Genomic DNA, 23,525 nt, shown 5'->3' with positions numbered 1-23,525 from the left:
CCGGTGCACGCGATCATGGCCTGGGAGTCCAGGGCGGTTCTCGCCGGGCCGGGGCCGCTGCTGATGCGGCCGGACCAGACGCCGCATGACGTGCGGGAACGGCACTGGCAGTCGCTGAACCGCGTTGCGCGGGTGAGTTTGGCCGGGGCCACGACACCGGAGCTCCACGTCGAACTCGTCGAGGGCGATGCGGCGGAGGTGCTCACCGAACGCTCGGCGCAGGCCGGGCTGCTCGTGTTGGGGGACAGCGGCCGGAGTCGTGTTTCCGAAGCGTTGCTGGGCGGTACGGCGCTCAAGTGCATCCACGAGGCGAGGTGCCCGGTGCTGATCGTCCCCGCGCGGATGCCGGTGGGGTTCGGCGAGCAGACGTCACCTGGTGCCGCCGCCACCGACCCGGTGCTCGGCTGAGCCGGGAAGGTCATTTCCCCTGCTCCGGTCCACATAGGACAACGACGTCTTCGGTCGTTTCCTGGTCGAGGTGCCCGCAGCACTTCAGGGACGTTGTCATCGCTCGGTGTTCGAGCCGCTGTTCAGGCGGGAGGACGCGCCAGGTAGCGAACGAGCTCGAGCGCCAAGATCCGATCGAAGTGGACGAACGTTTCGAACTTGGCCCCCGGCTGGACGGTCGGATCGTCGGTGAGGCCGTGCAGGATCTCGATGACTGCGCCGACGTCGAAGTGGTCGTCGAGCGCGCCGTAGGCCTGCTCGACGATGCGAGCGGGCATCGGTGCCGAGCGGTGGTCCGCCCAACCGGCGACGAGACGTCGCCACCGATCCAGCACGTCAGCGGCCTGGTCGAGCCGGGCCGGTGTCAACGACAGCGGCTGGTCGTGGCGGTCTTGCAGCAGTGCGATGCGCAATGCCAACGGATCTGACCCGGCGGTGGCCAGCGCCGCCACGATTTCGGCAGCTGAGCCGGCCTGGCTCGTTTCGGTGAAGACGGGACCTACTCGGAGCGCAGGCGGGCGGTGCTGCGGAGGAGATGGCGCAGAGGCGGGCGAACCGTCATGAGGGGTGTGTTCGAGCACCACATCGGCGGGCCCACCGAGCACCCCTGCCGAGTCGTCGAGCGACCGGGCATAGCCGGCCGGGGCCGGGATCCACAGGGCGTCGAGGACGCCGTCCCAGTCCTCCGGCACATCGTCGGCGACCACCGCGGTCTGCACCTGCATGCCGTGGATGTCCTCCGCGACCCGCCGGAGGAGGTCGGCGACGAGCAGCAGGCGCAATTCGCCCGCGCCGCTCGCCGAGCCGGGAGCGGGTCGGCGCAGGCAGATCCGGAACAGGCCGCGGCGCGGGCCGATGATCACCTCGGCCTGGGTTTCTGAGTCGCGGAAACGAAGCTTCATCGGTCTTCTCCGGCGTTGAGGCTGCGGTTGTCCTGCACCGTGCCCCACTCGCAAGCGGGTGGGAAGGGGTTCAACGGCCTCCAGAACCCCGCGCTCGGCCTTAGCCGGTCATTCCCCGGGTGCTTGCGCTCAGCGGGTTCGGTCCAGCGCGGCGCGGAGAGCTCTGGCGAGGGTGGGGGCGTCGCCGGTGGCCCAGTAGTGCACGTAGAACAGGCGCGGCTGCTCGTGGATCATGTGGTTGTGCACGGTGACGATGTGGATGCCGTGTTCCCGCAGCGCGGACATGACGGGGTTGAGCTGGTCGGCGGTGAGCGCGAAGTCCCCGTTGATCGCGGCTTGGTTGTTGCCCAGGGGCTGGAACAGCAGCAGGGTGGAAGCTTCCATCGGATAGGGGAGCTGCACTTGGGCGCGTGTGTCGGTGATGGGCGTGGTCACCGGGACGTGGTACTGGTACGCGCCGTCCTCTGCTCGTCCACTCGCGCCGATGATGCGGTCCAGCGCGGCGGTGTCGAGGCCTCGCAGGGGTTCTTCAGCGCCCGGAGGCGGCTTGGGCGGCATGGCGGTGGCGGCCAGTGCGTTGTGCACCGCAGCGGCTTCGGCTGCGGCGTCGTTGTAGCCGTCGAAGTGCACCCACCACAGATCTGGTGTTTGGGCGTACATGTGCTTGTGGACGGCGGTGATTTCCAGGCCACCGCGCTGCAGTGCGTCGATGACGCGGGGTTGTTCTCTGTCGGTGACGGTCATCTCGCCGATCAGCAACGCGTTGTTGCCGCCGGTGGGAAGGAAATGTACTTCTGCGCCGATTTCCATGCCCGGCTGCAGCTGCACGCCCCGGGTGTTCACGTGCAGGTCGGTGCGCGGGAAGTCCGTGCTCCGCTCGGCGCCTTCGCCGGTGTCGAGGGGTGTTCCCAACGACCGCTCGACTGCCGCCCAGTCCAGCGTCGGCGAGCCTGGTGGTGCCGATGGGCCGGGTGCAGGTGCGGGCGGTGAGTGCGCCGGTGGGGTGGTACCGCACCCTGCCGCGAGGCCGGCGATCAGTGCCGCCGCGCCCAGAACGCGGAGTGGGGAAGCTTGCGACCGCGAGTTCATGATGCTCACGACCTGGGGGAACGGACGATGCTGACTGGACGACGATAGGTACATCCGGGTCGTGGTGGCGAGTTGATACCCCGGCGAAGCCGCGCTGGACGCCGGTGCTGCCGGTCAGGGGTGGTTCAGCGGGTGGGTTCCGGGGGTGATGGTGCCCGCGGTTCCGTCGATGGTGATGAGCTGGCCGGTTTCGATGCGGTGCGTGGCGTCGCGGACGCAGATGACCGCTGGGATGCCGTACTCGCGGGCGACGGTGGGTCCGTGCGCCATCGGGGATCCGGTTTCGGTGACGAGCCCGGCCGCGGTCATGAACAGCGGTGTCCAGCCGGGATCGGTGGTCGGGGCGACCAGGATCTCCCCGGGTTCGACGCGCGCGTCGGTGGGGTCGTGGATCACGCGGGCCCGGCCGGTGGCGGTTCCCGGCGATGCCCCGAGCCCGGTCCACGCCCCGTCCGCCACCTCCGGTGGGGCGATCGCCTCCAGGTCGGTGCCGTCGGAGAGCAGCGCGACGGGGACCTGGCGGCGGGCGAGTTCCCGCTGGTGCACGGCCTTGCGGGACGCCGCGCGCGCCCGCTGGTCGCGGCCCGCGACCGCGGCGCGGATCTCCTCCAGCTCCAGGAACATGACGTCACCGGGCCGGTCGAGCAGCCCGCGCGCGGCCAGGTCCTCGCCGACCAGCAGCAGTTGCCTGCGCATCTCGGCCAGCGGGTGCACCCAGGCGAACTTGGCGAGCTCCCGCAGCCCGGTCAGCTGGCGGGTGCGCCGCAGGAGGAAACCGGCGAGCCGACCGCGGACCGGCCGCATCCGCCGAGCCCGGGCGGTCAGCTCCGCCACGGTCTTCTCGGCCTGCGCCGCGGCGCGCGCGAACCGCCGGTCGGGTGCCTGCTCCTGGTCGGCGATCTGCAGGTAGTTGGCGATGGCGGCGAAAACCGGTGCCGGATCCTCCGACCAGCGCGGCACGCCGATGTCCACCTCCGCGGCGCAGCGGTTGCCGAACTCGTCGAGGAACGCCGCCAGCCCGATGTTCGGCAGTTCCTCGTTGCGGTAGCGGTCGGCCAGTTCGGCGGGTGGCGCGCTGCGCAGCAGCTCGCGCTGCTCGTCGTCCAGATCGCGCACCACCCGCCACAGGGCCAGGTCCATCATCGTGGTGATGTTGTGCGGCAATCCGCGCAGCACGGTGTCGAGTTCGGCGTCCCCGGCGATGCCCCGGAGCAGGCCGCGCGAGAGCTGGCTGACCAGCAGTCCGGTCATCATCGGCCAGATGACGTCCATGACCTCCTTGCCGGAGTACAGCTCCTGCGCCTTTTCCGCGAGCCGGAACCGCTCGGCGGTGGTGGCCGGTCGCGACGCCGGTGCGGACTTGCGCCGGATCTCCGCCACGCGCTGGAACGCTCGCGCCCGAGCCGCGTCCGGTCGAGCCAGCGAGCGCCCGATGCCGACCACCGTCGCGGGAACCAGCCGCAGCAGGATCTTCAGCCAGGGCAGGCGGATCGGCATCCCGCGCTGCGGGGCGAACCGGGGATCTTCGAGCAACCGTTGCGCGATCGCCTCGCACCGCGGCCCGTAGGTGCGCATCATCTGCGGCACCTGCTCGCGGGTCCACTTGCTGCGCAGGAAATCCGTCAGGTCGCTGTAGAGGTGCCCGCTCACGTCGACGACCCAGACGCTCATCATCGACCTGGCGCTGGACGGGCCGAGCCACATCTCGGCCGCCAACCGCATCGCGGACATCCCGGCCGGCGTGAACGGCCGGAGCATCCCCTGCATGTGCCCCATCTCGAAGTAGACGCGCGGCTGCGAACCACCCGAGGACGGCGGCAGGGGGAAGAGCGTGGTGATCGCCCGGGACTGCACCGCCCACAACGTCCCGCTGCGATCGATGGCCCACTCGACGTCCTGCGGAGACCCGAAGTGCTCCTGCACGCGAAAACCGAACTCCCGCAACGATTCCAGCTCAGCTCGGCCGAGGCAGCCGCGGTCTTCGGCGATCTCGCCGCCGATGACGTAGTGATCCGCGTCGACGCTGCCGTCCACGACTGCGGTGCCCAGCCCCGGTGCGGCGTCGACGACCATCTCCGACCTGGAACCGGTGAGCGGGTTGGCGGTGAACAGCACACCCGCGACCTCGGCGTCGACCATCCGCTGCACGACGACGGCCATGTGCGCGGACTCGTGGTCGATCCCGTTCGCCTCGCGGTAGGCGACGGCGCGCTCGCCGTTCAGCGAGGCCCAGCACTGCTCGACGGCGTCGACCAGCGCGTCCGGTCCTTCGACGTCGAGGAACGTGTCGTGCTGCCCGGCGAAGCTGGCGTCCGGGAGGTCTTCGGCGGTGGAGCTGGAGCGCACGGCGACCCGGCCGGAGCCCAAATCCCGGTAGGCGGCGAGGACCTCCGCGACCGGAACCACCCCGGACCGGTGCGCCCGGGTGGTCACGCAGAACCCGCCCGGCACCGGGAACCCGGCGCGCACCATCTCGCCGAGCCCGGCGGCCTTGCCGCCGACCAGCTCGACCATCCCGGCGTCGACCTCGGCGAGGTTGACCACGTCACCATCCCGGCCGGTCGACATGGCAGCTCCTTCCCGTCACGCCGACCAGACTTCCCGGCACACCACCGGTTCCCCGCGGAACCGAGGAGAACAGGCTAGCCCGGACCCGGGGCGTTGGGAACGCCGCGCTCAGGCCTTCTCCGCCAGCACCGAGCGTTCCACCTCGGACGCTCCGAGCTTTCGCCCGTGCGGCACCAGGTATCGCTCGGCGAACTGCGGCGGCCCGACCTGTTCGACCTGCCGCCAGCCGTACTCGGCCAGGAATCCGGCGACTTCCTCCGGTTCCCAGCCGAAGCGCCACAGCTCGCTGTCCGCGACGTACTCGCGGTGAGCCGCCTCCGCCCCGTACATCTCGCGCCCGTCGAGGAAGTCCTTGCGCACGTAGGTGAACACGAGCCGGCTTCCGGTGCGCGCGGTCTCCAGGAAGTCGAAGGTCCGGCGCACGGCCGCTTCCGTCAAGTACTGGGTGACGGCTTCCCAGACGAAGAAGGTCCGCTGCCCGGCGTCCCAACCGCGCTCGGCGAGGGCGCCGGCCAGGTCCTGCGATTCGAAGTCGAGCGGTACCAAGGTGACCTGGTCCGGCACCTTCCCGTACAGCTTCTGCAGGGCCGCTCGCTTCCGCGCGATGTTCTCGGGCAGGTCGACCTCGTAGAACGGTGTCCCGTCCAGGAACGGCAGTCGGTGCGCGCGCGTGTCGAACCCGGCGCCGAGGACGACCACGGCATCGAGCCCGTCACCCGCGGCGGCGCGGAGCTGGTCGTCGATGTAGCGCTTGCGGCACAGCATGCTGGCCCACAGGCCGGGCATCTTCCGCTCAGCGACGTCGATCATCCACTTGCGCAGCGGGTAGAGCGAGGTGAGAGCGGCGATGACCCTGCCGCTGGCCGGAAGCAGCCGGCACGCGAGCTTGTCGCGGACCAGCGGGACCTCCTCGTGCTGGTCGATCGCCACGATCGCCGTCGGCCCCACCGCGGTCCGAGCAGCCGCATTACCCGTCACCATGACAGACCCTTCCAGACGAGGTTCTTCCGTCACGCCGACCAGGCTTCCCGGCACACCATCGACACCCCGCGGGGCGCGATGCGCGCAACGATATCCCAGGTTCGGAGAATCCCGCGGGCGGGCCCGGCGCACGTGTTCGAGCGCCAGGAACCCCTGATTCCGCATTGGCGAGGTCATCGAATCCTGTGAGCGGTCCGCCGAGAACCCGTCGGCGTCGTGCACGGCGGCCTGCACATCAACGCCGGACCGGTCCGCCGTTCCGAGACCGCGTTGAACGTGTCGGTCACCACCTCCGAGGTCGGCAGCACGACCTACGAGTACGAGGGCGTCAGCGCCCACCCGGATTCCGAGGTCCACGTCCTCGTGGAGGCCTTCACCTCGCAGGCGGTGCTGCTGCGGCGGCTGCGCCCAGCCTTCGTCCGCGAGGTCGGACCGACGCGCGTCTCCCGGGCGATGATGCTGGGACCGAGGGAGTTCCGCGTCGGCCTGGACCGCCCCGCGCACCGCTACGACGCCGACGTCCCCGGCCAGTCCTTGCGGCTGGACCGCGCCTTCGCCGAAGGCTGCGCCGATTTCCCCTTCTATGTGACCGCGAGCGCCCCCGAGTACTTCGTCATCCGGCCCGACCTGCGCGGCACGCGCGCTCTCGTGGAGTGGCGGCTGGAACTGGACTGGTCCTGCCTGGGGCAGCACGGCACCGTCACCATCGACCACGGCGGCCGCCCGTTCCTGTCCAACGGCTCGGGAGGCAGGATGTTCGACTGGGCACGTGATTGAGAAGCGCCCTGAAAACGCGTCCGCCGAGCGGTCAGGGTCGGCCGGCTTGTGCGAGTTCGAACAGGATGTGCAGGTCGCGGGCGGTTTCGACGCTGGCGGCGGCGGCCACGGCCAGCACGGCGAAGGTGACCGCCAGCAGGACGCGGCCGCGGCGCGGCGGAGCGGCGAACAGGGCGGCGACCCGGCGCGGGATCGGGCCCGACCGCCGCAGCGCAGCGCCGGAGATGGCGAGCGCTCCGGGGATCGGCTGGCGGCTCGGGGCCAGCAGGGCGGCCTTGCCGATGGTGGTGGCCACCAGGCGGCGGTCGCCGACTTCGGCGGCGGCGTGTTCGTCGGCCCAGCGTTCCACCGCGTAGCGGACGGCGCGGTCCAGCGGGCGCAGCAGCGGGTTGGTGGCGGCGGCGATGTGGGTCGCGGCGACGAAGAAGTGGTGCCCGCACCGGACGTGGGCGCGTTCGTGCGCCAGCAGGACGTCCTGCTCCCGGTCGTCGAGCGCCTTCAGCATTCCGGTCGACACCACGATCCTGCCCGGTCGCCCGGGCAGCGCGTAGGCATCGGGTTCGGGGTCGTCGAGGACGGTGACCGCTTCCGAGGCGGGCAGGCAACGGGCGGTGCGCGCTGCGGTGATCAGCGCTCGAACCCGGCTGATCGCACCGCGACCGGCGGCGATGAGCGCGGCTGCGAGCGCGACGCAGGCGATCAGGGCGATCGACAGCGAAGCCGGGTCGTCGCGGCGCAACGCCCGCACCGACCAGTGCCCGAGCTCGGCGACCAGCGGGATCTGGCCGATGGCGGTCGCGGCCAGTGCGGTCAGGGCGATGCCGCTGGCCGCGGCGAGCGCCAGCGCTGAGGTGGTGAGCAGCCACGTCGCCGCGCGCGGCGGGAGCCGGTCGGTGATCCAGCGCGCCGAGACCGCCGCGAGCAGCGGCAGGAGCAACAGCAGGTACACGGCGACGTGCATGGGTTTGGACCTCCGCTACCGGTCGTCGACGCTATCCGCGCCGCCGGCCAGCAGCTCGCGCAGCACGCGTTCGTCATCGGGTGAGAGGTCGCCGACGAACCGGGTCAGCACGGCGTCCCGGTCGGTCTCGGAGTCCAGCACCTTGCGCATCTTCCGGGCGGCCAGCTTCGCGGTGTCGGTCACCGCCACGTACGCGTAGGCGCGGCCGGTGCGGTAGCGCTCGACCAGGCCCTGGGTGTGCAGCCGGGACAGGATCGTCACGACCGTCGTGTACGCCAGCTCCCCGGCGCCGGCCGAGTTCAGGCGGTCGCGCACCTCGCCGGGCGGCAACGCGGCCTCGGCCTGCCGGAGCACGTCCAGCACGAGCGCGGACAGCTCACCCGACCTGCGACGTTGCGCACCCTGCGGCTCGCCGTCCGCGCCCGCTGCGTCGTCGCGTCCCACCGGTGCGCCTCCCCTTGCTCCACGCATCATCTACACTCGATGTAGAACTTCTACGAAGTACGTAGTAGTACTTCCGTTCAGTGTGCCACGGGCGAGGCCGTGGTTCCGCGGGTAGGCGGCCGGACCGGCTGTGCTCGGCGTGAGGAGATCGTGATGCACCACGGTGTGCAGGCTGTGCTTGCGGGCGGTAATCCGCTCGGACCCGAGTTCTGGTTGTCGAGCTTGGGCGCTTTCGGGGTCTTCCTCGTGCTCTTCGCGGAGACAGGACTGCTGATCGGGTTCTTCCTGCCGGGCGATTCGCTGCTGTTCACCGCCGGTGTGCTGTGCGCGACCAGCGCCACGAGCGCGATGCACCTGGACCTGTCGGCGGTGCTGGTCGCGGCGCTGGCGGGAGCGCTGGTCGGTGCGCAGGTCGGGTTCGCCCTGGGGCGGCGCGGCGGGCGTCGGCTGCTGGCGCGCTCCCGCAACCGGCACCTGCACCGGGGGATGGAGCGGGCCGAGGACCTGCTGGCGCGCTACGGGCATCGCAAGGCCATCGTGCTCGCCCGGTTCATCCCCGTGGTGCGCACCGTGCTCAACCCGCTCGCGGGGATGTTGGACGTGCAGGCGCGCACCTTCGCCGTCTGGCAGGTCGTCGGAGGCCTCGTCTGGTCGGTGGGCGTCACGCTCGCCGGCTACGGCTTGGGCGCGAGCATTCCCGGCATCGACCAGTACCTGCTGCCGGTCATCGCCGTGGTCGTGCTCGTCTCGCTCATCCCGGTGGGACTGGAGATCTGGCGTTCCCGGGCGGAGCAGGAGGTGTCGAGGTGACCGGCTCGATCTCGTCGGACATCGCGGGGGAGGCCGTCAGCGGGGTCGATGACGACCTGTTCCACGTCATCAACGACTTCGCCCGCGCCACGCCGTGGTTGCACGGCATCGTCTACGGCTACGCCACCTACGGCGTCGTGCTGTTCGCGGTGCTGCTGCTCGCGGGCTGGTGGACAGCGCGCCGCAGCGGAGAACCGTCCGGGATGGCCGCCGCTTTGTGGGCGGGGATCGGCACGCTGGTGGCGGTGGGGCTCAACCAGCCGATCGTCTCCGCCGTGCACGAGGCGCGGCCCTACAACGCTCTGGGCGGCATCCTCGTGCTGGCCGATCGCAGCACCGACTTCTCGTTCCCCAGCGATCACGCGACCATGGTCGGAGCGGTGGCCGCGGGGCTGTTCCTCGTCGGTCCTCGCCTCGGATCGGTGGCCGCGCTCGCGGCGGCGTTGATGGCGTTCTCCCGGGTTTACATCGCGGCGCACTACCCGCAGGACGTGCTCGCCGGACTGGTCTTCGGTGCGGTCGTTGTGCTTCTGGGCTGGCTCTTAGCGCGCTCCCTGCTGACCGCGGCCGTCGGTCTGATGCAGCGAAGTGCGCTGCGCCCACTGGTCGCCGCGTCGCCGATGGCTGGAGCAGCGCTCTCGGCTGCGCGCGATCGCGGAGAAATGTCGTAGCGGGCGATACCTTCGGCTAGGTCACAGCACGCGAGCATCGGATTTCACCGTGATCGACGATTTGGTCCGCTTCCTGTCGGGGATGTACGGCTGGTTGGCCCGACGGGTCGATCCCAGGGCGCGCACCGGGCTGGCGCTGACCGCTGCGGTGCTGGTCGCCGCGGCGAGCGCGGGGGCCTTCGCCGGGATGACCCAGGACGCGCTGGCGGGCGAGGAGCCCGTCGAGCTGGACACCCAGGTCCAAGCCTGGGCGTTGGAGCACCGCGCCGGCTGGCTCACGACCGCCATGCAGGGGCTGACCTGGTTGGGCTCCAGCGTCGTGCTGGTGCCGGTGCTGCTGGCCGCGAGCGCGTTCTTCCTCGTGGCCAGGCGCGAGGTGCGCGCCACCGTCGCGATGTGGGTCGCGTTCCTCGGGGCGGTGGGGCTGTACGAGCTGGTCAAGGTGCTCGTGGGACGGCCGCGTCCGCCGGCGGTGGACGATCTCGTGCACGCCACCGGGCCGTCCTTCCCGTCCGGGCACATGACCCAAGCAGTGGTCGCTTGGGGTGTGCTGGCATTCGTGCTCCTACGCGACCGCCCGCGCCGCGCCCGATGGCTCGTGCCCGGTGCGGCTCTGCTGGCTCTGGTCGTCGGTGCGTCGCGGATCTACCTGGGTGCCCATTGGCTGACCGACGTGCTCGGCGGGCTCGCGCTCGGCGGGGTATGGCTGGCGGTGCTGCTGATCCTCGACCTCAGCACCCGCCCGCCGTCGGACGAGGTACCTGCTGACACCGCAGGGAACCAGCGCCCGGGTGGGAAGCGCTGATCTGTCTACTGTGGATATCGAACATCGCGGGGATGCCTGCTGCGGCGGCTCCGCAGACCTCCGATACATTACTACCCCGCGTAGTATCAAGGCGGTCGAGGAAGGGTGCGATGTCGACGGTGGCGCTCGGTTGGCGGAGGTAGCGGTGAGTCGCATGCGCCGTCAGGATCGAGCTCGAGCCTGCTCGGCCGCGCGTTGAGCCGGGTGCGGTCGCCGAAGGCCCGCTTCGCCTTGGCCGGCGTGCTGGTGCTCCTCTTCCTCGTTGCTGCTTTCTGGCTGCGCCAGAACAGCTCGGTGCTTGCGCTCGACGAATGGCGCAGGGCTTCGGGGCCGTGGGAGCCACTGCTCTTCACGTTCGTCTTCGGCCTGCTGACCTTGTTCTTCGTGCCGAGGCCCGCGCTGGCGGCTGCGGCGGGAGCACTGTTCAGCTTGCCGGTCGCCCTTCCGGTGGTCGTCGCGGGAACTGTCCTTGGGGCTGCGGCGGCGTTCGGACTGGCGCGAGCGCTCGGCCGCGAACCGCTCGCGCCTCTCCTGCGCAGGAGCAGGATCCAGCAGCTCGACTCGTTCCTGGTGCGTCGAGGCTTCGTCGCGACCGTCGTGTGCCGCCTCGTCCCGGTCGTGCCGTTCGCGGCGGTGAACTACGCAGCCGGGATCACCGGCGTGCGAACCCTGCCGTTCCTGGCGGGCACGGCGGTGGGAACCGTCCCGGCGAACTTGTCGTACGTGATGTTCGGCGGCGCACTGGTGGCCGACGCCGGAACCGGCCTGTGGCTCGCTCTGGCGCTCGGCGGGGTCGTGCTGATCGGCCTCGTCCTGGCGCGAGCCGCCCGCAAGCACCTGCCCGCTTTCCAGCGCGGTGAACGGCATTCCTGCAGGTGACGGTCCACCGATCCTGGTTCGGCCGGACCGCGAGGGGGAACTTCTCGGAAGGGCCCGACATCCCGCCCGGGCGTTCTTGGAGGTGGAGGCCATGCCGTTCGGTGATCGCAGGGACGCGGGGGTGCGGCTGGCCGAGCGGTTGCAGCACCTGCGCGATGAGAACCCGGTCGTGCTGGGGTTGCCCCGGGGCGGCGTTCCGGTCGCGTTCGAGGTGGCCAGAGCGCTGGGGGCTCCGCTCGACGTGATCGTGGTCCGCAAGCTCGACGTTCCCGCCCACCCGGAACTGGGGATGGGCGCGATCGGGGAGGGCGATGTCCGGATCATCAACGACGAGGTGATGTGGCGAACCGAGGTGCGACCCGAAGAACTGGCCGAGGTGGAGCGGCGCGAGCGCGTCGAGTTGAACCGGCTGACCGGGCTGTTCCGGCGCTGTCACGCGAGGGTGGAGCTTTCCGGGCGAACCGCGGTCATCGTCGACGACGGGATCGGGACCGGGTCGACCGCGGCGGTGGCCTGCCGCGTTGCCCGCGTGCAAGGTGCCACGCGGGTCGTGCTGGCGGTGCCGGTGGCCCCGCGCGATGTGCTGGAACGACTGCGGGAGTCGGTGGACGAGCTGGTGTGCTTGGAATCCCCGGAGCACTTCGGCTCGATCGGTGAGCGGTACGCGGACTTCAGCCAGGTCTCCGACGCGGCGGTCGCCGGCCTGCTCGACCGGGCCGGCGAGCTGGGAACGAGGTGATCGCGGGGCGGGCGGTGCTCGTCAGAGCCAGGTTTCGACCGCGAGCAGGTCGCGCATGGAGATGACGCCGATGACCATGTGCCCTTGCTTCACCGGCAGGTGGCGGATTCCGGCGTCGAGCATCCGGCGTGCGGCGTCCTTGGTGTCATCGCTGACGGTCGCCGTTTCGAGCTGGCGGGAGGCGAACGAGAGGGCTGTCTGCTCCTGCGGATCAGCGCGTTCCGCGATCGCCCGGACCAGGTCGCGTTCGGAGATGATGCCGATGATCCGGTCGTTGTCCAGCACGGCCAGCGCGCCGACGTGTTCGGCCGCCATCTTCCGGGCCACTTCGGCGAGCGGATCGGATGCCTCGCAGGTCAACGTCCCGGGGTGGAAGACTTCCTCGACTCGCACGGTTCCTCCCTCCGGCCGGTGATCGGTCGCCCTACGCCGCAGCGTTGGCGGGTGAACCAAGCATCCGTCCACCAGCCAGCGGGAGGTAGGGCCGACCGGCCCGTCCCAGTCGGATGCGCTGCGGGAACGGGCTGCCCGGGAATCGGTGGTGGCAGAGCCGGGATAACTGCTAGTAGGCTTTCACTTACCTCGGTTCTGGGTGCATCGCGCGAAGGGCGGGCGGACGATGGCGGAAGCGGTGGAGCTGCCTCTTCACATGCGGCGGAACGGTTTCAGCCCGGTGGAGGAACTGGCGCGGGCGCGGGACGACCAGGGCGTGGTGCAGGTGACGACGCCGTTCGGCCAGACCGGCTACCTGGTCTGCCGATTCGAGGACGTCCGCCAGGTGCTGGGGGACCCGGCCCGGTTCAGCAATGCGCGCGCCCGGACGAAGTCGCCGTTGACGTCGGGGCTGAGCGAGGAGGAAGCGGCCCGGATGCGGGCCGGGGGCCTGCTCGGGTACGACCCGCCGGAGCACTCGCGGTTGCGGCGGATGCTCACCCCGGAGTTCACGGTGCGGCGGATGCGCCGGCTCCAGCCGCGGATCGTGGAGATCGTCGATGCGGCGCTGGACGACCTGGAGCGGGCGGGCCGGCCGGCGGACCTGGTGTCGAACTTCGCGCTGCCGGTCCCGTCGCTGGTGATCTGCGAGCTGCTGGGCGTGCCGTACGCGGACCGCGACGAGTTCCAGGAGCGCTCCGCCCGGCTGCTGGACATCTCGCTGCCGATGGAGCAGCGGATGGCGGCGCAGCGGGAGAACCGCGAGTACATGGCAACGCTGGTCGCTCGCGCGCGGGCGGAACCGGGTGAGGACATCCTCGGGATGCTGATCCGCGAGCACGGCGACGACCTCAGCACCGACGAGCTCGTCGGGATCGCGGCGCTGCTGCTGATCGCCGGGCACGAGACGACGTCGAACATGCTCGGCCTCGGCACGCTGGCCCTGCTGCAGAACCCGGACCAGCTGGCGATGGTCAGGGACGATCCGGAGCGGGTCGGTCCTGCGGTGGAGGAGCTGCTGCGCTGGCTGTCCATCGTGCACTCGGTGGCGCCGCGCTCGACGACGACCGAGGTGGAGATCGCCGGGCGCGTGATCCCGGCGGATTCGCTGGTGATGCTGTCCATCCCGGTCGCCAACCGGGACGGGGCCTTCATCGACGACCCCGACGAGCTGGACATCACGCGGGGAGCGGGCGGTCATCTCGCCTTCGGGCACGGCGTGCACCACTGCCTCGGAGCGCCGCTGGCGCGGATGGAGATGCACGTCGCCTTTCCGGCGTTGCTGCGCAGGTTCCCGGGTCTCGCGCTCGCGAATCCGGGCGAGCAGGCCGATTTCCGGGTCTTCAACGCGGTGTACGGGCTGAGGTCGCTGCACGTCACCTGGTGACCGCCCCGCCGGGATCGCCGACCGGCCGGGTGCGCCGCTGTTACTGTGCACGGGCTATGGCAAGCCAGGAACGGGCGCTGAGGGCCGACGCCGCCCGCAACTACGAGCGGATCGTCGGTGCCGCGATCGTGGCCTTCGAAGAAGTCGGGCCGGAGGTGACCCTCGAGGAGATCGCCGGGCGCGCTGCCGTGAGCGTGGCGACGGTCTACCGGCGTTTCCGCACCCGCGAGCAGGTCGTCCGGGCGGTCCTGGACCACGTGCTCACTACCGAGATCGAGCCGATGGCCGCCGCGCACACCGACGATCCGTGGCGGGACCTGGTCGGCCTGCTCGAAACCGCCATCGAGGCGCTGGCCGGGCACCGGGTGCTGCTGGCCGTCGCCAGGGAGTCCCCGAAGTTCGACTTGGAGAGCATGCACCGCTGCGTGCACTCCATGCAGCTCCTGCTGCGCCGCGCCATCGAGGCAGGTGTGGTGCGACCGGAGCTGGAGGTGCGCGATCTGGCGGCGGTCATCGTGATGACCCTGGCCACGGTGCACCCCGGGGATCCGCATGGCGCGGACCGCAAGCGCTACTTGGCGTTGCTCCTCGACGGTCTGCGCGCCTCCAGCGAGACGCTGCCGCCGCCGTCCTCGCACGACCTGCCCGGATCTCCCCACCAGCAGTAGCTTTCGACCCCTCGCCTGCGGTGCTGCCGGTTGGCGGTGGCGTGGGGCGGGGGTCTTGGCGATGCTGGGATCGAGGTCAGGAGGTGGCGGTGGAGGTCGTCATCGTCGGGGCGGGGATCGGCGGGTTGACCGCGGCTCTGCGGCTGCACCGCGAAGGCATCGGTTGTGTCGTCCACGAGCAGAGCGAGCAGATCACCGAGCTGGGCGTCGGGATCAACGCGTTGCCGCACGCGGTCAAGGAGCTCGCCGCGCTCGGCCTGCTCGACTCGCTGGACGAGATCGGGATCCGCACCCGCGACCTGCGCTACGCGCACCGGTTGGGGCCGGTGATCCTGCGCAGGCCGTGCGGGGTGGACGCCGGGTTCGCGTTCCCCCAGTTCTGCCTGCACCGGGGCAGGTTGCAGGGCGTGCTGCTGCGGGCGGTCCGGGAGCGGCTCGGTGCCGACGCGGTGCGGACCGGGCACCGGCTGACCGGGTTCGCCCAGGACGAGGGTGGAGTCCAGGCGCACTTCGCCGACCGGCGCGGCGGCACGCAGGTCACCGTTCGCGGTGACGTCCTGGTGGCGGCCGACGGGATCCACTCGACCGCGCGGTCCGTCCTGTTCCCGGCGGAGGGACCGCCCCGGTGGAACGGCGTCATGATGTGGCGCGGCGCCGCCGACTGGCCCGAGTTCGGCGGTGGCCGGTCGATGATCGTCGCCGGTGGCACCGCGGCCAAGCTGGTGGTCTACCCGATCGCGGAAGGCCGGAGCGCGGGCACCAAGCTCACCAACTGGGCGATCTGCGTTCAGACCGGGCAGCCGGGTGCTCCGCCGCCGAAGCGCCAGGACTGGGCCAGAGCCGGCGACCGGGCAGAGCTGGCCCGGCACGTCGGGCGGTTCCGGTCGCCCGACGTCGACCACGCCGGGCTGGTCGAGGCCACCGAGGAGATCTTCGAGTTCCCGATGTGCGACCGGGACCCGCTGCCCGCCTGGTCGCACGGGAGGGTGACGCTGCTGGGCGACGCCGCCCACCCCATGTACCCGATGGGCTCCAACGGCGCAGGTCAGGCGATCCTCGACGCCACCAGCCTCGGCGGGCACCTGGCGCAGTCCTCCGATCCCACCGAGGCGCTGCGGGCGTACCAGGACGATCGCCTGCCGGCCACCGGCGAGGTCGTGCTCCGCAACCGCCGGGGCGGGCCGGAGAACGTCATCGACGAGGTCGAACGTCGCGCTCCGAACGGCTTCTCCCGCATCGAGGACGTGATCGACGTGGCGACGCTCGAGGCAGTCGTCGCCGGCTACGCCCAAGCGTCCGGGGCCTCGCAGCAGCAGGTGAACGACCCGGGCCGGTGACCCCGGGCGTTCAGGCGCCCTCGACGGAACCGGGCGGCAGGAAGTCGACGTCGTACAGCGTCGACACCCGGACCACCTCGGCCGGGTCCTCCAGGTCGTGCAGCTCGTCGAAAAGCTGCGCCAGCCGTCCCGCCGGGCTCACCCAGAACAGTGCTCGGGCGAGGTCCTCGCTGCGGTTGTAGTAGGCGTGCGGGAGGCCCTTCGGCATCCGGACGGTGTCGCCGGGGCCCGCGGTCTCCCACTTGCCGTCGAGGTAGAGCGTGAACACGCCGTCCAGGACGTAGATGTGCTCGTCCTGGGTCGGGTGCACGTGCGGCGGTACCCCGGTGCCGGGCGGGTCGAGGGTCTCGAACGCGAAGCTCGACTCGCTGGCGGCCTTCATGGAGTAGGTGTGGCCGAGCACGTTCCACACCTTGTTCCGCATGCCCTGCCCGGCGGGCGTGATGCCCTTCGGCAGCGGACCGAGCACGATCTCCTCGCCGGTCATCGCACCTCCTGGCCGATGGTTGGTCAGCTACGCACTCTGCCCATCCCGTTCCCCGCGCACAACCGCTGACGGGTGGCCGCGCGACTTCACGCCGTGCGGCGGTGCTTCTTCAGAACATCGGTGACGGTCAGGTCGTCGCTGGTGAACCGGGTGAGCAGGTCCGGGTCGACACCCGCCAGCTCGAGGGCGGCGATGGTCGCGGGGAGGCGGGCCCGGTCGGAGCCGTCGGCGATCTTGAGCGCGACCGCCGTGCCGTCGGGCAGCGCGGCGATTTGGACGGCTTCGAAGCCGTCCTTGGCGATCAGGCCCGGCACCGCTGCCATCAGCGCGGTGGTGTCCCGGCGGGAACCGGCCACCATCTCCGGGTGCGATCGGATGGCTTCCGCGACGAGGCCCTCCGGGCTCCCTGCCGGTGCGCTCGCGATCCGTCCCGCCGCGGTGGCCAGGCCGCGCAGCGAGACCGCGAACAGCGGGGCGCCGCAACCGTCGACGGCCGTGCCTGCGATCCGCTGGCCGGTCAATTCCTCGACCGTGGCGGCGATCTCGCGCTGCAGCGGGTGGTCGGGGTCCAGGTAGTCCGATGTGGACCAACCGTGCCGCCGGGCGGTGTGCAGCATCGCCGCGTGCTTCGCCGAGCAGTTGTGCGCCAGCTTGCGCGCCGGACGGCCCGCCGCGATCCAGGCGTCCCGCTCGACCGGGTCGTACGGCAGGTCGGCCGGGTTGCTGAGCTCGGCCTCGGCGGATCCGCCCAGTTCCAGCACGCGCCGCGAGCCGGCGAGGTGGCGGTCCTCGCCGGAGTGGCTGGACGCGGTGAGCGCGAGCAGGTCCGGCGGCAACCGCAGGCCGAGCCGGACCATGGCGACGGCCTGCATCGGCTTCGCCGCCGAGCGCGGGTAGCACGCCGTCTCGGCATCGCCGGCCTGGAACAGGACCGAACCGCCGGGAGCGACCACCACGACCGAGCCGTGGTGGACGCTCTCGACGAGGCGGTCCCGCAGCACGTGCACCAGCGGTACGTGCGCGGGAACGCCCGTCGGGGGAGTGCGGGTCATGCGTCGGCCTGGTCGAGCACCGAGGTGTCGATCTGCTTGCGGACCCGGAACCAGCCGATCACCAGCGCGATGACGATCAGCGGCAGCGCCATCAAGGTGATCCGGCCGGTCTCGTCGAAGCCCATCAGGACCACCACCGCCGCGAGGAACGCGAGCGTGACGATCTCGGTGTAGGGCGAGAACGGCAGCCGGTAGCTCGGCCGGGCCACCTCGCCGCGCTTCGCCTTGCGGACGAACAGCAGGTGGCTGAGGACGATGATGCCCCAGGTGGCGAGGATGCCGATCGAGGCGAAGTTCAGCACGATCTCGAACGCTTCCTTGGGCACCAGGTAGTTCAGCCCCACGCCGACCACGCAGACCGCCGCGGTCAGCAGGATGCCGCCGTAGGGGACGCTGTTCTTGTTCATCACGGCGGTGAACTTCGGCGCCGAACCGGCCATCGAGTTCGACCGCAGGATGCGGCCGGTCGAGTACAGGCCCGAGTTCAGGCTCGACATCGCCGCGGTGAGCACCACCAGGTTCATCACGTCGCCGGCGTAGGGGACGCCGATGTGGGAGAGCACTGTGACGAACGGGCTCTCGTCCTTGCTGTAGCCGCTCCACGGCATGAGCATCGCCAGCAGCACGACCGAGCCGACGTAGAACACCCCGATCCGCCACATGATCGAGTTGATCGCCTTCGGCATGACCTTCTCGGGGTTCTCGGTCTCACCGGCGGCGACCCCGACGAGCTCGATGGAGGCGTAGGCGAAGACCACGCCCTGCATGAGCAGGACCAGCGGGATCACCCCGGCCGGGAAGATGCCGCCGTGGTCGGTGATCAGCTGCGGGCCGGGCGAGTTGCCGTCGATCGGGTGCTGGGTGACCAGCAGGAAGATCCCGATCACCATGAACAGCACCAGCGCGGCGACCTTGATGATCGCGAACCAGAACTCCATCTCGCCGAACAGCTTCACCGAGACCAGGTTCAGGGTGAGCACGATCGCCAGCGCGACGAGCGCGAGCACCCACTGCGGGATCGGGGTGAACGCGGACCAGTAGTGCGCGTACAGCGCGATCGCCGTGATGTCGGCGATGCCGGTGGTGGACCAGTTCAGGAAGTGCATCCAGCCCGCGGTGTAAGCGCCCTTCTCGCCCATGAACTCGCGGGCGTAGGAGACGAAGGAGCCGGAGGAGGGGCGGTGCAGGATCAGTTCGCCGAGCGAGCGCACGACGAAGAACGCGAACAACCCGCACACGGCGTAGGCGATCGCGAGCGACGGGCCGGCCTGCGCGAGCCGGCCACCGGCGCCGAGGAACAGCCCGGTGCCGATCGCACCGCCGATGGCGATCATGTTGACGTGCCGCGCCTTCAGCGACTTCTTGTAACCGGCGTCACCCGCGTCGGCGGGCCCGTCGTCGCGCTGCGACGACTGCAGGATCTGGTCGGTCATTGGATTCAGCTATCCCCGTTCTCGTGCGCTTCGGGCACCGCGGTAGCGGTCTGGGGCCCGACGATGGTGCTGAGCGTGCTTTCGACACGCGTCAGGTGCTGGGTCATCGCCTCGGTGGCCGCGAGTTCATCGCCGCTGCCGATCGCTTCCAGGAGGATCCGGTGCTCGACGTTGGACGCCGCGCGCCGGTCGCCGAGCTGGTTCAGCAGTGTCGACTGCCTGGCCAGGGCGTCCCTGATCTCCTCGATGACCTTCCCGAAGACCGGGTTGCCCGACGTCTGCGCGATGGTGATGTGGAACAGCGAGTCCAGCGCCACCCAGGCGGTGTTGTCGGTCTCGTGCTCCATCCGCTCCACCAGCTCGGTGAGAGCGTCCAGGTGGTCCGAGGTGTGCCGGCGAGCAGCGTACGCCGCCGCCGGGACCTCGACGTGCCGGCGCACCTCGAGGATGTCCCGCGCCGAGTAGGGGCCGAACACCGGGTTCTCGACCGGCCTCTTCGAGACCACGAAGGTGCCCTTGCCGGTCTTCGACGCCGTCAGGCCCAGGGCCTGCAGGCCCCGCAGGGCCTCCCGCACCACGGACCGGCTGACCTCGAATTCCTTGCCGAGGCTGGCCTCGGCGGGCAGCTTGTCGCCGACCGCGTACTCGCCCCGCTCGATCGCATCGCGGAGGTGGGCGAGCACGGCTTCCATCGCGCCGACTCGCCGGACGCCGTGTCCAGCTGCCCGGCTGTCGGACAGGTTCATGGCACGAAAGGGTGAATACGAACACGCTCTGCTGTCAAGGGTTCAGAGTGCTACGCCCGGATAAGTGAGCTTTGGCCGGTTGGCGCGAATGCGATGCCGGTGTCCGGTCTGCTCCGGGTCGGTGGCAGCACCACGTGGTGCCGGATTTTCGCAGGTGGAGGGGTTGGGGCGGCGTGGTCGACCCAGCCGGTCCGGGCATCGACCCCACGGCATGTGCCTCCAGGTCGCTGACCGCGGGGTGTCGGCGCAGAAGCGGGAGTCGAGGCAGCGCGAGAGGGCGAACTGGACACCGAGGGTAATCACCCGGGGGCGGTGCGAATGCGAGTCGCCGACTGGTTGGCGGACGGGCCCGCTGCTCGGCACGACGGCGGGCGGTACGCCTGCCGGGGCGGAAGCTTGCGCCGTGGCGGGTGACGGCGCAGGCCTCGAGCTGTCGATCAAGGGCGGCGGATCGCCTTGATGATGAGCTGCCCCACCACGAGGTAGACCAGTGCGGCCAGACCGTAGTTCAGGATGACGCCCAGGAGCGCGTCGTCGGGGGTGAAGACGTCTCCCAGTCCCAGCACGAGCGCCTTGGCGAGCGTGTAGATGAAGGTGACGAATCCATTTCCCTGGTTCGCGTCGAGAACGACGAAAAGGACGTGCAGCGCGAAAATGGCGATGACCGTGCTGACAACAACCCGAATGATATTCGCAACGGTTGCGGCTCCATCGTCGCGACGGTCGCGTCCGCGGTAAGAGCGGTCGTCGTAATAGCCGTCCTGCGGGTAGCGACCGTGATCGTGCGGCGGAGGGTAGCTCATGGCGGTCGATTGTGACTACGGCCGTCGGGGGGAACAACCCCAACCGCCGTGGTCAGGCGATGGGATGACTGCTTCACTTGACTTGCGAAAAATATGAAACCTGGTCATAAATAACGTCTACCAGCGGTGTTTTTCGTGCACCCGACAAAGCCGCGATCGAAAGAGTTATCTCGGTGTGATCCCCGCGTTCCCGCATCGTTGGTCCTGGACGGGGAACGAGTCCTATTCGGATGAGTGCCGTCGTGCCATGACTTCCCGTTGTGCGGCCGAGTATTCGAACGCCGGATTTCGCGTCGGGAATTTCGGAAATGTTCATGCGCCGCTCAGATGCCGAGCGATCGCGACGACGGCGTGGTCGGCCGGTTAAGCTCCGCTGCGTGAGTGATCAGTGCGTGTTCTGCGGCATCGTGTCGGGCGACGTCCCGGGCGTGAAGGTGGCCGAGGACGAGGCGACGTTCGCGTTCATGGACATCAACCCGGCCTCGGACGGCCACCTGCTGGTCGTTCCCAAGCGGCACAGCAAGGATCTGTTCGAGATCCCGGCCGATGACCTGACCGCCGTCACCTTGGCCGCGCAGCGCGTCGCCAAGGCAGCGGCCGGTGTGTTCGGTGCCGATGGCGTGAACCTGCTCAACTGCTGCGGAGCCGATGCGTGGCAGTCGGTGTTCCACTTCCACCTGCACGTGATCCCCCGGTACACCGACAAGGCCAAGGATCGCCTCGTGCTGCCGTGGAAACCGGACGTCCCGGGCGACCTGGACGCGATCGCCGACCTGGGCCGCCGGGTCTCCGCCGCCCTGGGCTGACGGCGTGATCGTCGTAGATCCGGGGAGGGTGGAACCGAAGCCTTGGCGCAACGGCCGGGGAATCACGCGGGAGTTGTGGGCGGAGCCGCCCGGGGCGGACTTCGAGTGGCGGCTGAGCCTGGCCGACCTCGGCGAGGACGGACCTTTCTCCCGCTTCGACGGGGTCGAGCGCGTCTTCACCTCGGTCGTCGGCGGAGGTTTCGAGCTCGTCGTCGACGGTCGTCCGCACCACGCGGACCGGTATCAGCAGATCCGGTTCCCTGGCGAGACGGAGGTGGCCCTGCGGGGCCTGGTCGAACCGGCTCGGGTGCTCAACCTGATGACGGCACGCGGGCGTTGCCGCGGCGAGGTCCGCGTGCGGCGGGAACGGAGAAGCCCTGCGGGACAGTCCGCCACACGGGATTGCAGCTTCCGGCGTAGTTGTAGTCCGGGAACAGGCAGAACATCTGCGATCGGTTGTTGATCACCCACTGCGCCTTGTCAACGCCCTGGCCTCGCAGGTCAGGCGACCCCCACTGGAAGGACGCCATCTTGCCGGTGGCGTTGGGGCCGGTGTAGAGGCAGACGTGCTCGGCAGGGCAGGCTGCTGCTGGCTGCGAGAACGCGGTCTCCGCCTGGGCGGCCCCAGAGATGAGCAGACCACTGAAGGCCAGGGCGCTGGCGCCGAGAACTGAGAAGATGCGCTTCCGTACGGACATTGGTTTTCCCCAGATATATTCGTCTGTTCGTTCTCTCCGTGCTGTTCCCAGCACTGTGCGTGAACGTATCGAATAAGCGCAGTTTGCGTGGTTTGCAAAGAAGAACTGTGGCTTACGTCATATATCGATGAAAAAGCGGGCTGGTCTGTCCTCGATGGACAGACCAGCCCGCTTTTTCGCTCGCTGCTTACTGGCCGCGGGTTCGGGCTCGGACGTTGCGGACCGCGTTGGTCAGGAACGCCGTGAAGACGATCGCCGCGATACCCGCGCCCGCACCGCCGAGGGCGATGATCAGGGCCGGGTAGTCCTTCTGCGGCAGGACGTCCGCGCCGAGCTTCTTCTGCGGCTGCGGCGGGTTCGTCTTGCCCCATTCGGCCGGGACGATGTTGCCCAGTGCCGCCGCCGGGTCGACCGTGCCGTAGCCGACGATGTCGTTGCGGCCACCGGCGCCGCCGGGGTGCAGGGCGGTCTCCTTGATCCGGTCCATGATCTGACCGGCGTCGAGGTGCTTGCCCTCTTCCTCGAACTTCTGCTTGATCAGCACAGCGAGACCGGACACGTAAGGCGCCGCGAAGCTGGTGCCCTCGATGGGGCCCATCTGGCCGTCCTGGCCGTGCGCGATCTGGCTGGCCAGGCCCTTGCCGTTGTGACCCGGGTCCAGCGCGATCAGGTTCTCGCCGGGGGCGGCGACGTCGACCCAGGGGCCGGGAACGGTGAACTCGGAGGGCGCGCCCTGCTCGTTCACCGAGGCCACGGTCAGCACGTACTTGTCGAACCACGCCGGCAGCACCGCGGTCGTCGGGCTACCGGCCGGGTTCTTCTGGCACTGGCCACCGACGTTGCCCGCTGCCGCGACCACGACGACACCGGCGTCGTAGGCCTGCTTGACCGCCGTCTGCAGCTCCTGGTTGCCGTAGTCGCTGGGGTCTTCTGCCCGGCTGATCGGCTGGCAGGACGACTGCGAGATGTTGATGACGTCCGCGCCGCTGGCAACAGCGATGTTGATGGCCTGCGCCATCGTCTGAGTGTTGCCGATGGTCTGGTTCGTCTCGTCCTCGACGAACAGGCTGGAGTTCTGCCGGATGGACAGGATCGCCGAATCCGGCGCGATCCCGACGAAACCGGTCTGGTTCGTCGGGTCCGGAGAAGCCGCGATCATGCCCGCGACGATCGTGCCGTGCCCGTCGCAGTCCTTGGTTCCAGCGCCCGGCCCGCCGTCCTGCAGGACGCTGTTGCCGCCGCTGCGGAGATTCTTCAACCGCGGGTGGGGGTTCACGCCGGTGTCGATGACCGCGACGGTCTTGCCCGCACCGGTCAGACCCTGCTCGTGAGCCCGTTCGTACCCGAGGACCCGCTGGCTCCACGGCTTCTCCTCGATCACGGAGTTGCCGGGGTTGCCCTGCATGCAGGCTTGCTTTTGCGGGAAGTTGAAACCATCGAGGTTGTTACCGGCCCGCTTGGACTCGTCGAGAGGCGGTGGACCGACGGTCGTCTGCGCGACCGCCGGTGCCGTCGGCCCACCCAGCGCGAGCACACCGACCGCGGCGAGCAGCGCGGATGTGCGCAGCGTGCTGCGGGAGAACCTTGAGCGCATCGAGCCGTC

Annotated in this window: 25 protein-coding genes and 1 pseudogene; 12 read left to right on the top strand and 14 right to left on the bottom strand. The window is 70.0% G+C overall.

All coding sequences use genetic code 11. From position 1 onward, the window contains the following. Window positions 1-408 (top strand): universal stress protein (locus ABTZ89_RS05170; RefSeq protein ID WP_351040417.1); only part of this gene is annotated, 408 nt, incomplete at its 5' end. A gap of 122 nt (window positions 409-530) precedes the next feature. Here ABTZ89_RS05170 and ABTZ89_RS05165 read toward each other — a convergent pair. From ABTZ89_RS05165 to ABTZ89_RS05150, 4 genes are all read right to left on the bottom strand, one after another. Continuing rightward, on the bottom strand, window positions 531-1,349 hold the full coding sequence (locus tag ABTZ89_RS05165) for a cysteine--tRNA ligase (protein WP_351040415.1): 819 nt from the start codon (window positions 1,347-1,349) through the stop codon (window positions 531-533). 129 nt (window positions 1,350-1,478) lie between these two features. Then, complete coding sequence (locus ABTZ89_RS05160) at window positions 1,479-2,438, bottom strand: LppY/LpqO family protein (RefSeq protein ID WP_351040412.1); 960 nt, start codon at window positions 2,436-2,438, stop codon at window positions 1,479-1,481. A 114-nt stretch (window positions 2,439-2,552) separates the two neighbouring features. Further along, window positions 2,553-5,006 (bottom strand): PEP/pyruvate-binding domain-containing protein, encoded by a 2,454-nt coding sequence (locus ABTZ89_RS05155; protein ID WP_351040409.1) that lies wholly within the window; start codon window positions 5,004-5,006, stop codon window positions 2,553-2,555. A gap of 108 nt (window positions 5,007-5,114) precedes the next feature. Beyond that, window positions 5,115-5,987, bottom strand: a complete 873-nt coding sequence (locus tag ABTZ89_RS05150; protein ID WP_351040406.1) for an SAM-dependent methyltransferase — start codon at window positions 5,985-5,987, stop codon at window positions 5,115-5,117. Between the two features lie 216 nt (window positions 5,988-6,203). Here ABTZ89_RS05150 and ABTZ89_RS05145 point away from each other — a divergent pair, with 216 nt between their 5' ends. Continuing rightward, window positions 6,204-6,764: a hypothetical protein gene (locus ABTZ89_RS05145; RefSeq protein WP_351040403.1), complete on the top strand. Its 561-nt coding sequence runs from the start codon at window positions 6,204-6,206 to the stop codon at window positions 6,762-6,764. A 31-nt stretch (window positions 6,765-6,795) separates the two neighbouring features. Here ABTZ89_RS05145 and ABTZ89_RS05140 read toward each other — a convergent pair whose 3' ends face one another. Both ABTZ89_RS05140 and ABTZ89_RS05135 read right to left on the bottom strand, forming a co-directional pair. Further along, window positions 6,796-7,725, bottom strand: coding sequence for a M56 family metallopeptidase (locus ABTZ89_RS05140; RefSeq protein ID WP_351040400.1), 930 nt, complete (start codon window positions 7,723-7,725; stop codon window positions 6,796-6,798). Between the two features lie 15 nt (window positions 7,726-7,740). Continuing rightward, the gene (locus ABTZ89_RS05135; RefSeq protein WP_351040397.1) at window positions 7,741-8,169 is read right to left on the bottom strand and encodes a BlaI/MecI/CopY family transcriptional regulator; all 429 of its coding nucleotides are present in this window, start codon (window positions 8,167-8,169) and stop codon (window positions 7,741-7,743) included. Window positions 8,170-8,322: 153 nt separating this feature from the next. Here ABTZ89_RS05135 and ABTZ89_RS05130 point away from each other — a divergent pair, with 153 nt between their 5' ends. From ABTZ89_RS05130 to ABTZ89_RS05110, 5 genes are all read left to right on the top strand, one after another. Then, window positions 8,323-8,979, top strand: a complete 657-nt coding sequence (locus ABTZ89_RS05130) for a DedA family protein (RefSeq protein WP_270946609.1) — start codon at window positions 8,323-8,325, stop codon at window positions 8,977-8,979. Beyond that, window positions 8,976-9,650 (top strand): phosphatase PAP2 family protein, encoded by a 675-nt coding sequence (locus ABTZ89_RS05125; protein WP_351040393.1) that lies wholly within the window; start codon window positions 8,976-8,978, stop codon window positions 9,648-9,650. The genes ABTZ89_RS05130 and ABTZ89_RS05125 overlap by 4 nt, the downstream gene beginning before the upstream one ends. Window positions 9,651-9,699: 49 nt before the next feature. Beyond that, window positions 9,700-10,455 carry a phosphatase PAP2 family protein gene (locus tag ABTZ89_RS05120; RefSeq protein WP_351040390.1) on the top strand — a complete coding sequence of 252 codons (756 nt, stop codon included), beginning with the start codon at window positions 9,700-9,702 and terminating at the stop codon, window positions 10,453-10,455. Between the two features lie 204 nt (window positions 10,456-10,659). After that, window positions 10,660-11,334, top strand: a complete 675-nt coding sequence (locus tag ABTZ89_RS05115) for a TVP38/TMEM64 family protein (RefSeq protein WP_351040388.1) — start codon at window positions 10,660-10,662, stop codon at window positions 11,332-11,334. 91 nt (window positions 11,335-11,425) lie between these two features. Further along, window positions 11,426-12,073 carry a phosphoribosyltransferase gene (locus ABTZ89_RS05110; protein ID WP_270946606.1) on the top strand — a complete coding sequence of 216 codons (648 nt, stop codon included), beginning with the start codon at window positions 11,426-11,428 and terminating at the stop codon, window positions 12,071-12,073. A 21-nt stretch (window positions 12,074-12,094) separates the two neighbouring features. On the opposite strand, the gene ABTZ89_RS05105 is transcribed toward ABTZ89_RS05110, so the two are convergent. After that, window positions 12,095-12,466 carry a CBS domain-containing protein gene (locus ABTZ89_RS05105; protein WP_270946605.1) on the bottom strand — a complete coding sequence of 124 codons (372 nt, stop codon included), beginning with the start codon at window positions 12,464-12,466 and terminating at the stop codon, window positions 12,095-12,097. Between the two features lie 256 nt (window positions 12,467-12,722). On the opposite strand from ABTZ89_RS05105, the gene ABTZ89_RS05100 reads away from it, so the two are divergent. The 3 genes from ABTZ89_RS05100 (at window position 12,723) to ABTZ89_RS05090 (ending at window position 15,897) form a co-directional block, all read left to right on the top strand. Further along, window positions 12,723-13,892, top strand: coding sequence for a cytochrome P450 (locus ABTZ89_RS05100; protein ID WP_351040383.1), 1,170 nt, complete (start codon window positions 12,723-12,725; stop codon window positions 13,890-13,892). Window positions 13,893-13,948: 56 nt separating this feature from the next. Continuing rightward, window positions 13,949-14,560 (top strand): TetR/AcrR family transcriptional regulator, encoded by a 612-nt coding sequence (locus ABTZ89_RS05095; RefSeq protein WP_351040380.1) that lies wholly within the window; start codon window positions 13,949-13,951, stop codon window positions 14,558-14,560. 89 nt (window positions 14,561-14,649) lie between these two features. Beyond that, the gene (locus tag ABTZ89_RS05090; protein ID WP_351040377.1) at window positions 14,650-15,897 is read left to right on the top strand and encodes a flavin-dependent oxidoreductase; all 1,248 of its coding nucleotides are present in this window, start codon (window positions 14,650-14,652) and stop codon (window positions 15,895-15,897) included. 10 nt (window positions 15,898-15,907) lie between these two features. Here ABTZ89_RS05090 and ABTZ89_RS05085 read toward each other — a convergent pair whose 3' ends face one another. From ABTZ89_RS05085 to ABTZ89_RS05065, 5 genes are all read right to left on the bottom strand, one after another. Next, complete coding sequence (locus ABTZ89_RS05085) at window positions 15,908-16,384, bottom strand: cupin domain-containing protein (RefSeq protein ID WP_351040375.1); 477 nt, start codon at window positions 16,382-16,384, stop codon at window positions 15,908-15,910. Between the two features lie 86 nt (window positions 16,385-16,470). Beyond that, a complete protein-coding gene (locus ABTZ89_RS05080; protein WP_351040372.1) occupies window positions 16,471-17,436 on the bottom strand; it encodes an asparaginase in 966 nt (321 codons plus the stop codon). After that, a complete protein-coding gene (locus ABTZ89_RS05075; protein ID WP_351040369.1) occupies window positions 17,433-18,869 on the bottom strand; it encodes an amino acid permease in 1,437 nt (478 codons plus the stop codon). The genes ABTZ89_RS05080 and ABTZ89_RS05075 overlap by 4 nt, the downstream gene beginning before the upstream one ends. Before the next feature lie 5 nt (window positions 18,870-18,874). Then, window positions 18,875-19,561, bottom strand: coding sequence for a FadR/GntR family transcriptional regulator (locus tag ABTZ89_RS05070; RefSeq protein ID WP_270946621.1), 687 nt, complete (start codon window positions 19,559-19,561; stop codon window positions 18,875-18,877). A 491-nt stretch (window positions 19,562-20,052) separates the two neighbouring features. Next, on the bottom strand, window positions 20,053-20,418 hold the full coding sequence (locus tag ABTZ89_RS05065; RefSeq protein WP_351040366.1) for a hypothetical protein: 366 nt from the start codon (window positions 20,416-20,418) through the stop codon (window positions 20,053-20,055). Between the two features lie 377 nt (window positions 20,419-20,795). On the opposite strand from ABTZ89_RS05065, the gene ABTZ89_RS05060 reads away from it, so the two are divergent. Both ABTZ89_RS05060 and ABTZ89_RS05055 read left to right on the top strand, forming a co-directional pair. After that, a complete protein-coding gene (locus ABTZ89_RS05060; RefSeq protein WP_351040363.1) occupies window positions 20,796-21,224 on the top strand; it encodes an HIT family protein in 429 nt (142 codons plus the stop codon). Window positions 21,225-21,228: 4 nt separating this feature from the next. Next, a pseudogene (locus ABTZ89_RS05055) lies at window positions 21,229-21,540 on the top strand (HutD/Ves family protein); the annotation flags it as partial. Here the strand turns inward: ABTZ89_RS05055 and ABTZ89_RS05050 are convergent. Further along, window positions 21,536-21,922: a peptidase inhibitor family I36 protein gene (locus tag ABTZ89_RS05050; protein WP_351040360.1), complete on the bottom strand. Its 387-nt coding sequence runs from the start codon at window positions 21,920-21,922 to the stop codon at window positions 21,536-21,538. The pseudogene ABTZ89_RS05055 and the gene ABTZ89_RS05050 overlap by 5 nt on opposite strands. A gap of 187 nt (window positions 21,923-22,109) precedes the next feature. Next, complete coding sequence (mycP, locus tag ABTZ89_RS05045) at window positions 22,110-23,516, bottom strand: type VII secretion-associated serine protease mycosin (RefSeq protein WP_351040357.1); 1,407 nt, start codon at window positions 23,514-23,516, stop codon at window positions 22,110-22,112. Between the last annotated feature and the right edge of the window lie 9 nt (window positions 23,517-23,525).

The sequence above is a fragment of the Saccharopolyspora sp. NPDC002686 genome (assembly GCF_040295745.1).
Taxonomy (GTDB): domain Bacteria; phylum Actinomycetota; class Actinomycetes; order Mycobacteriales; family Pseudonocardiaceae; genus Saccharopolyspora; species Saccharopolyspora oryzae.
The sequence above is the reverse complement of the archived record's forward strand: the minus strand, read 5'-3'. Positions and strand labels throughout refer to the sequence as shown.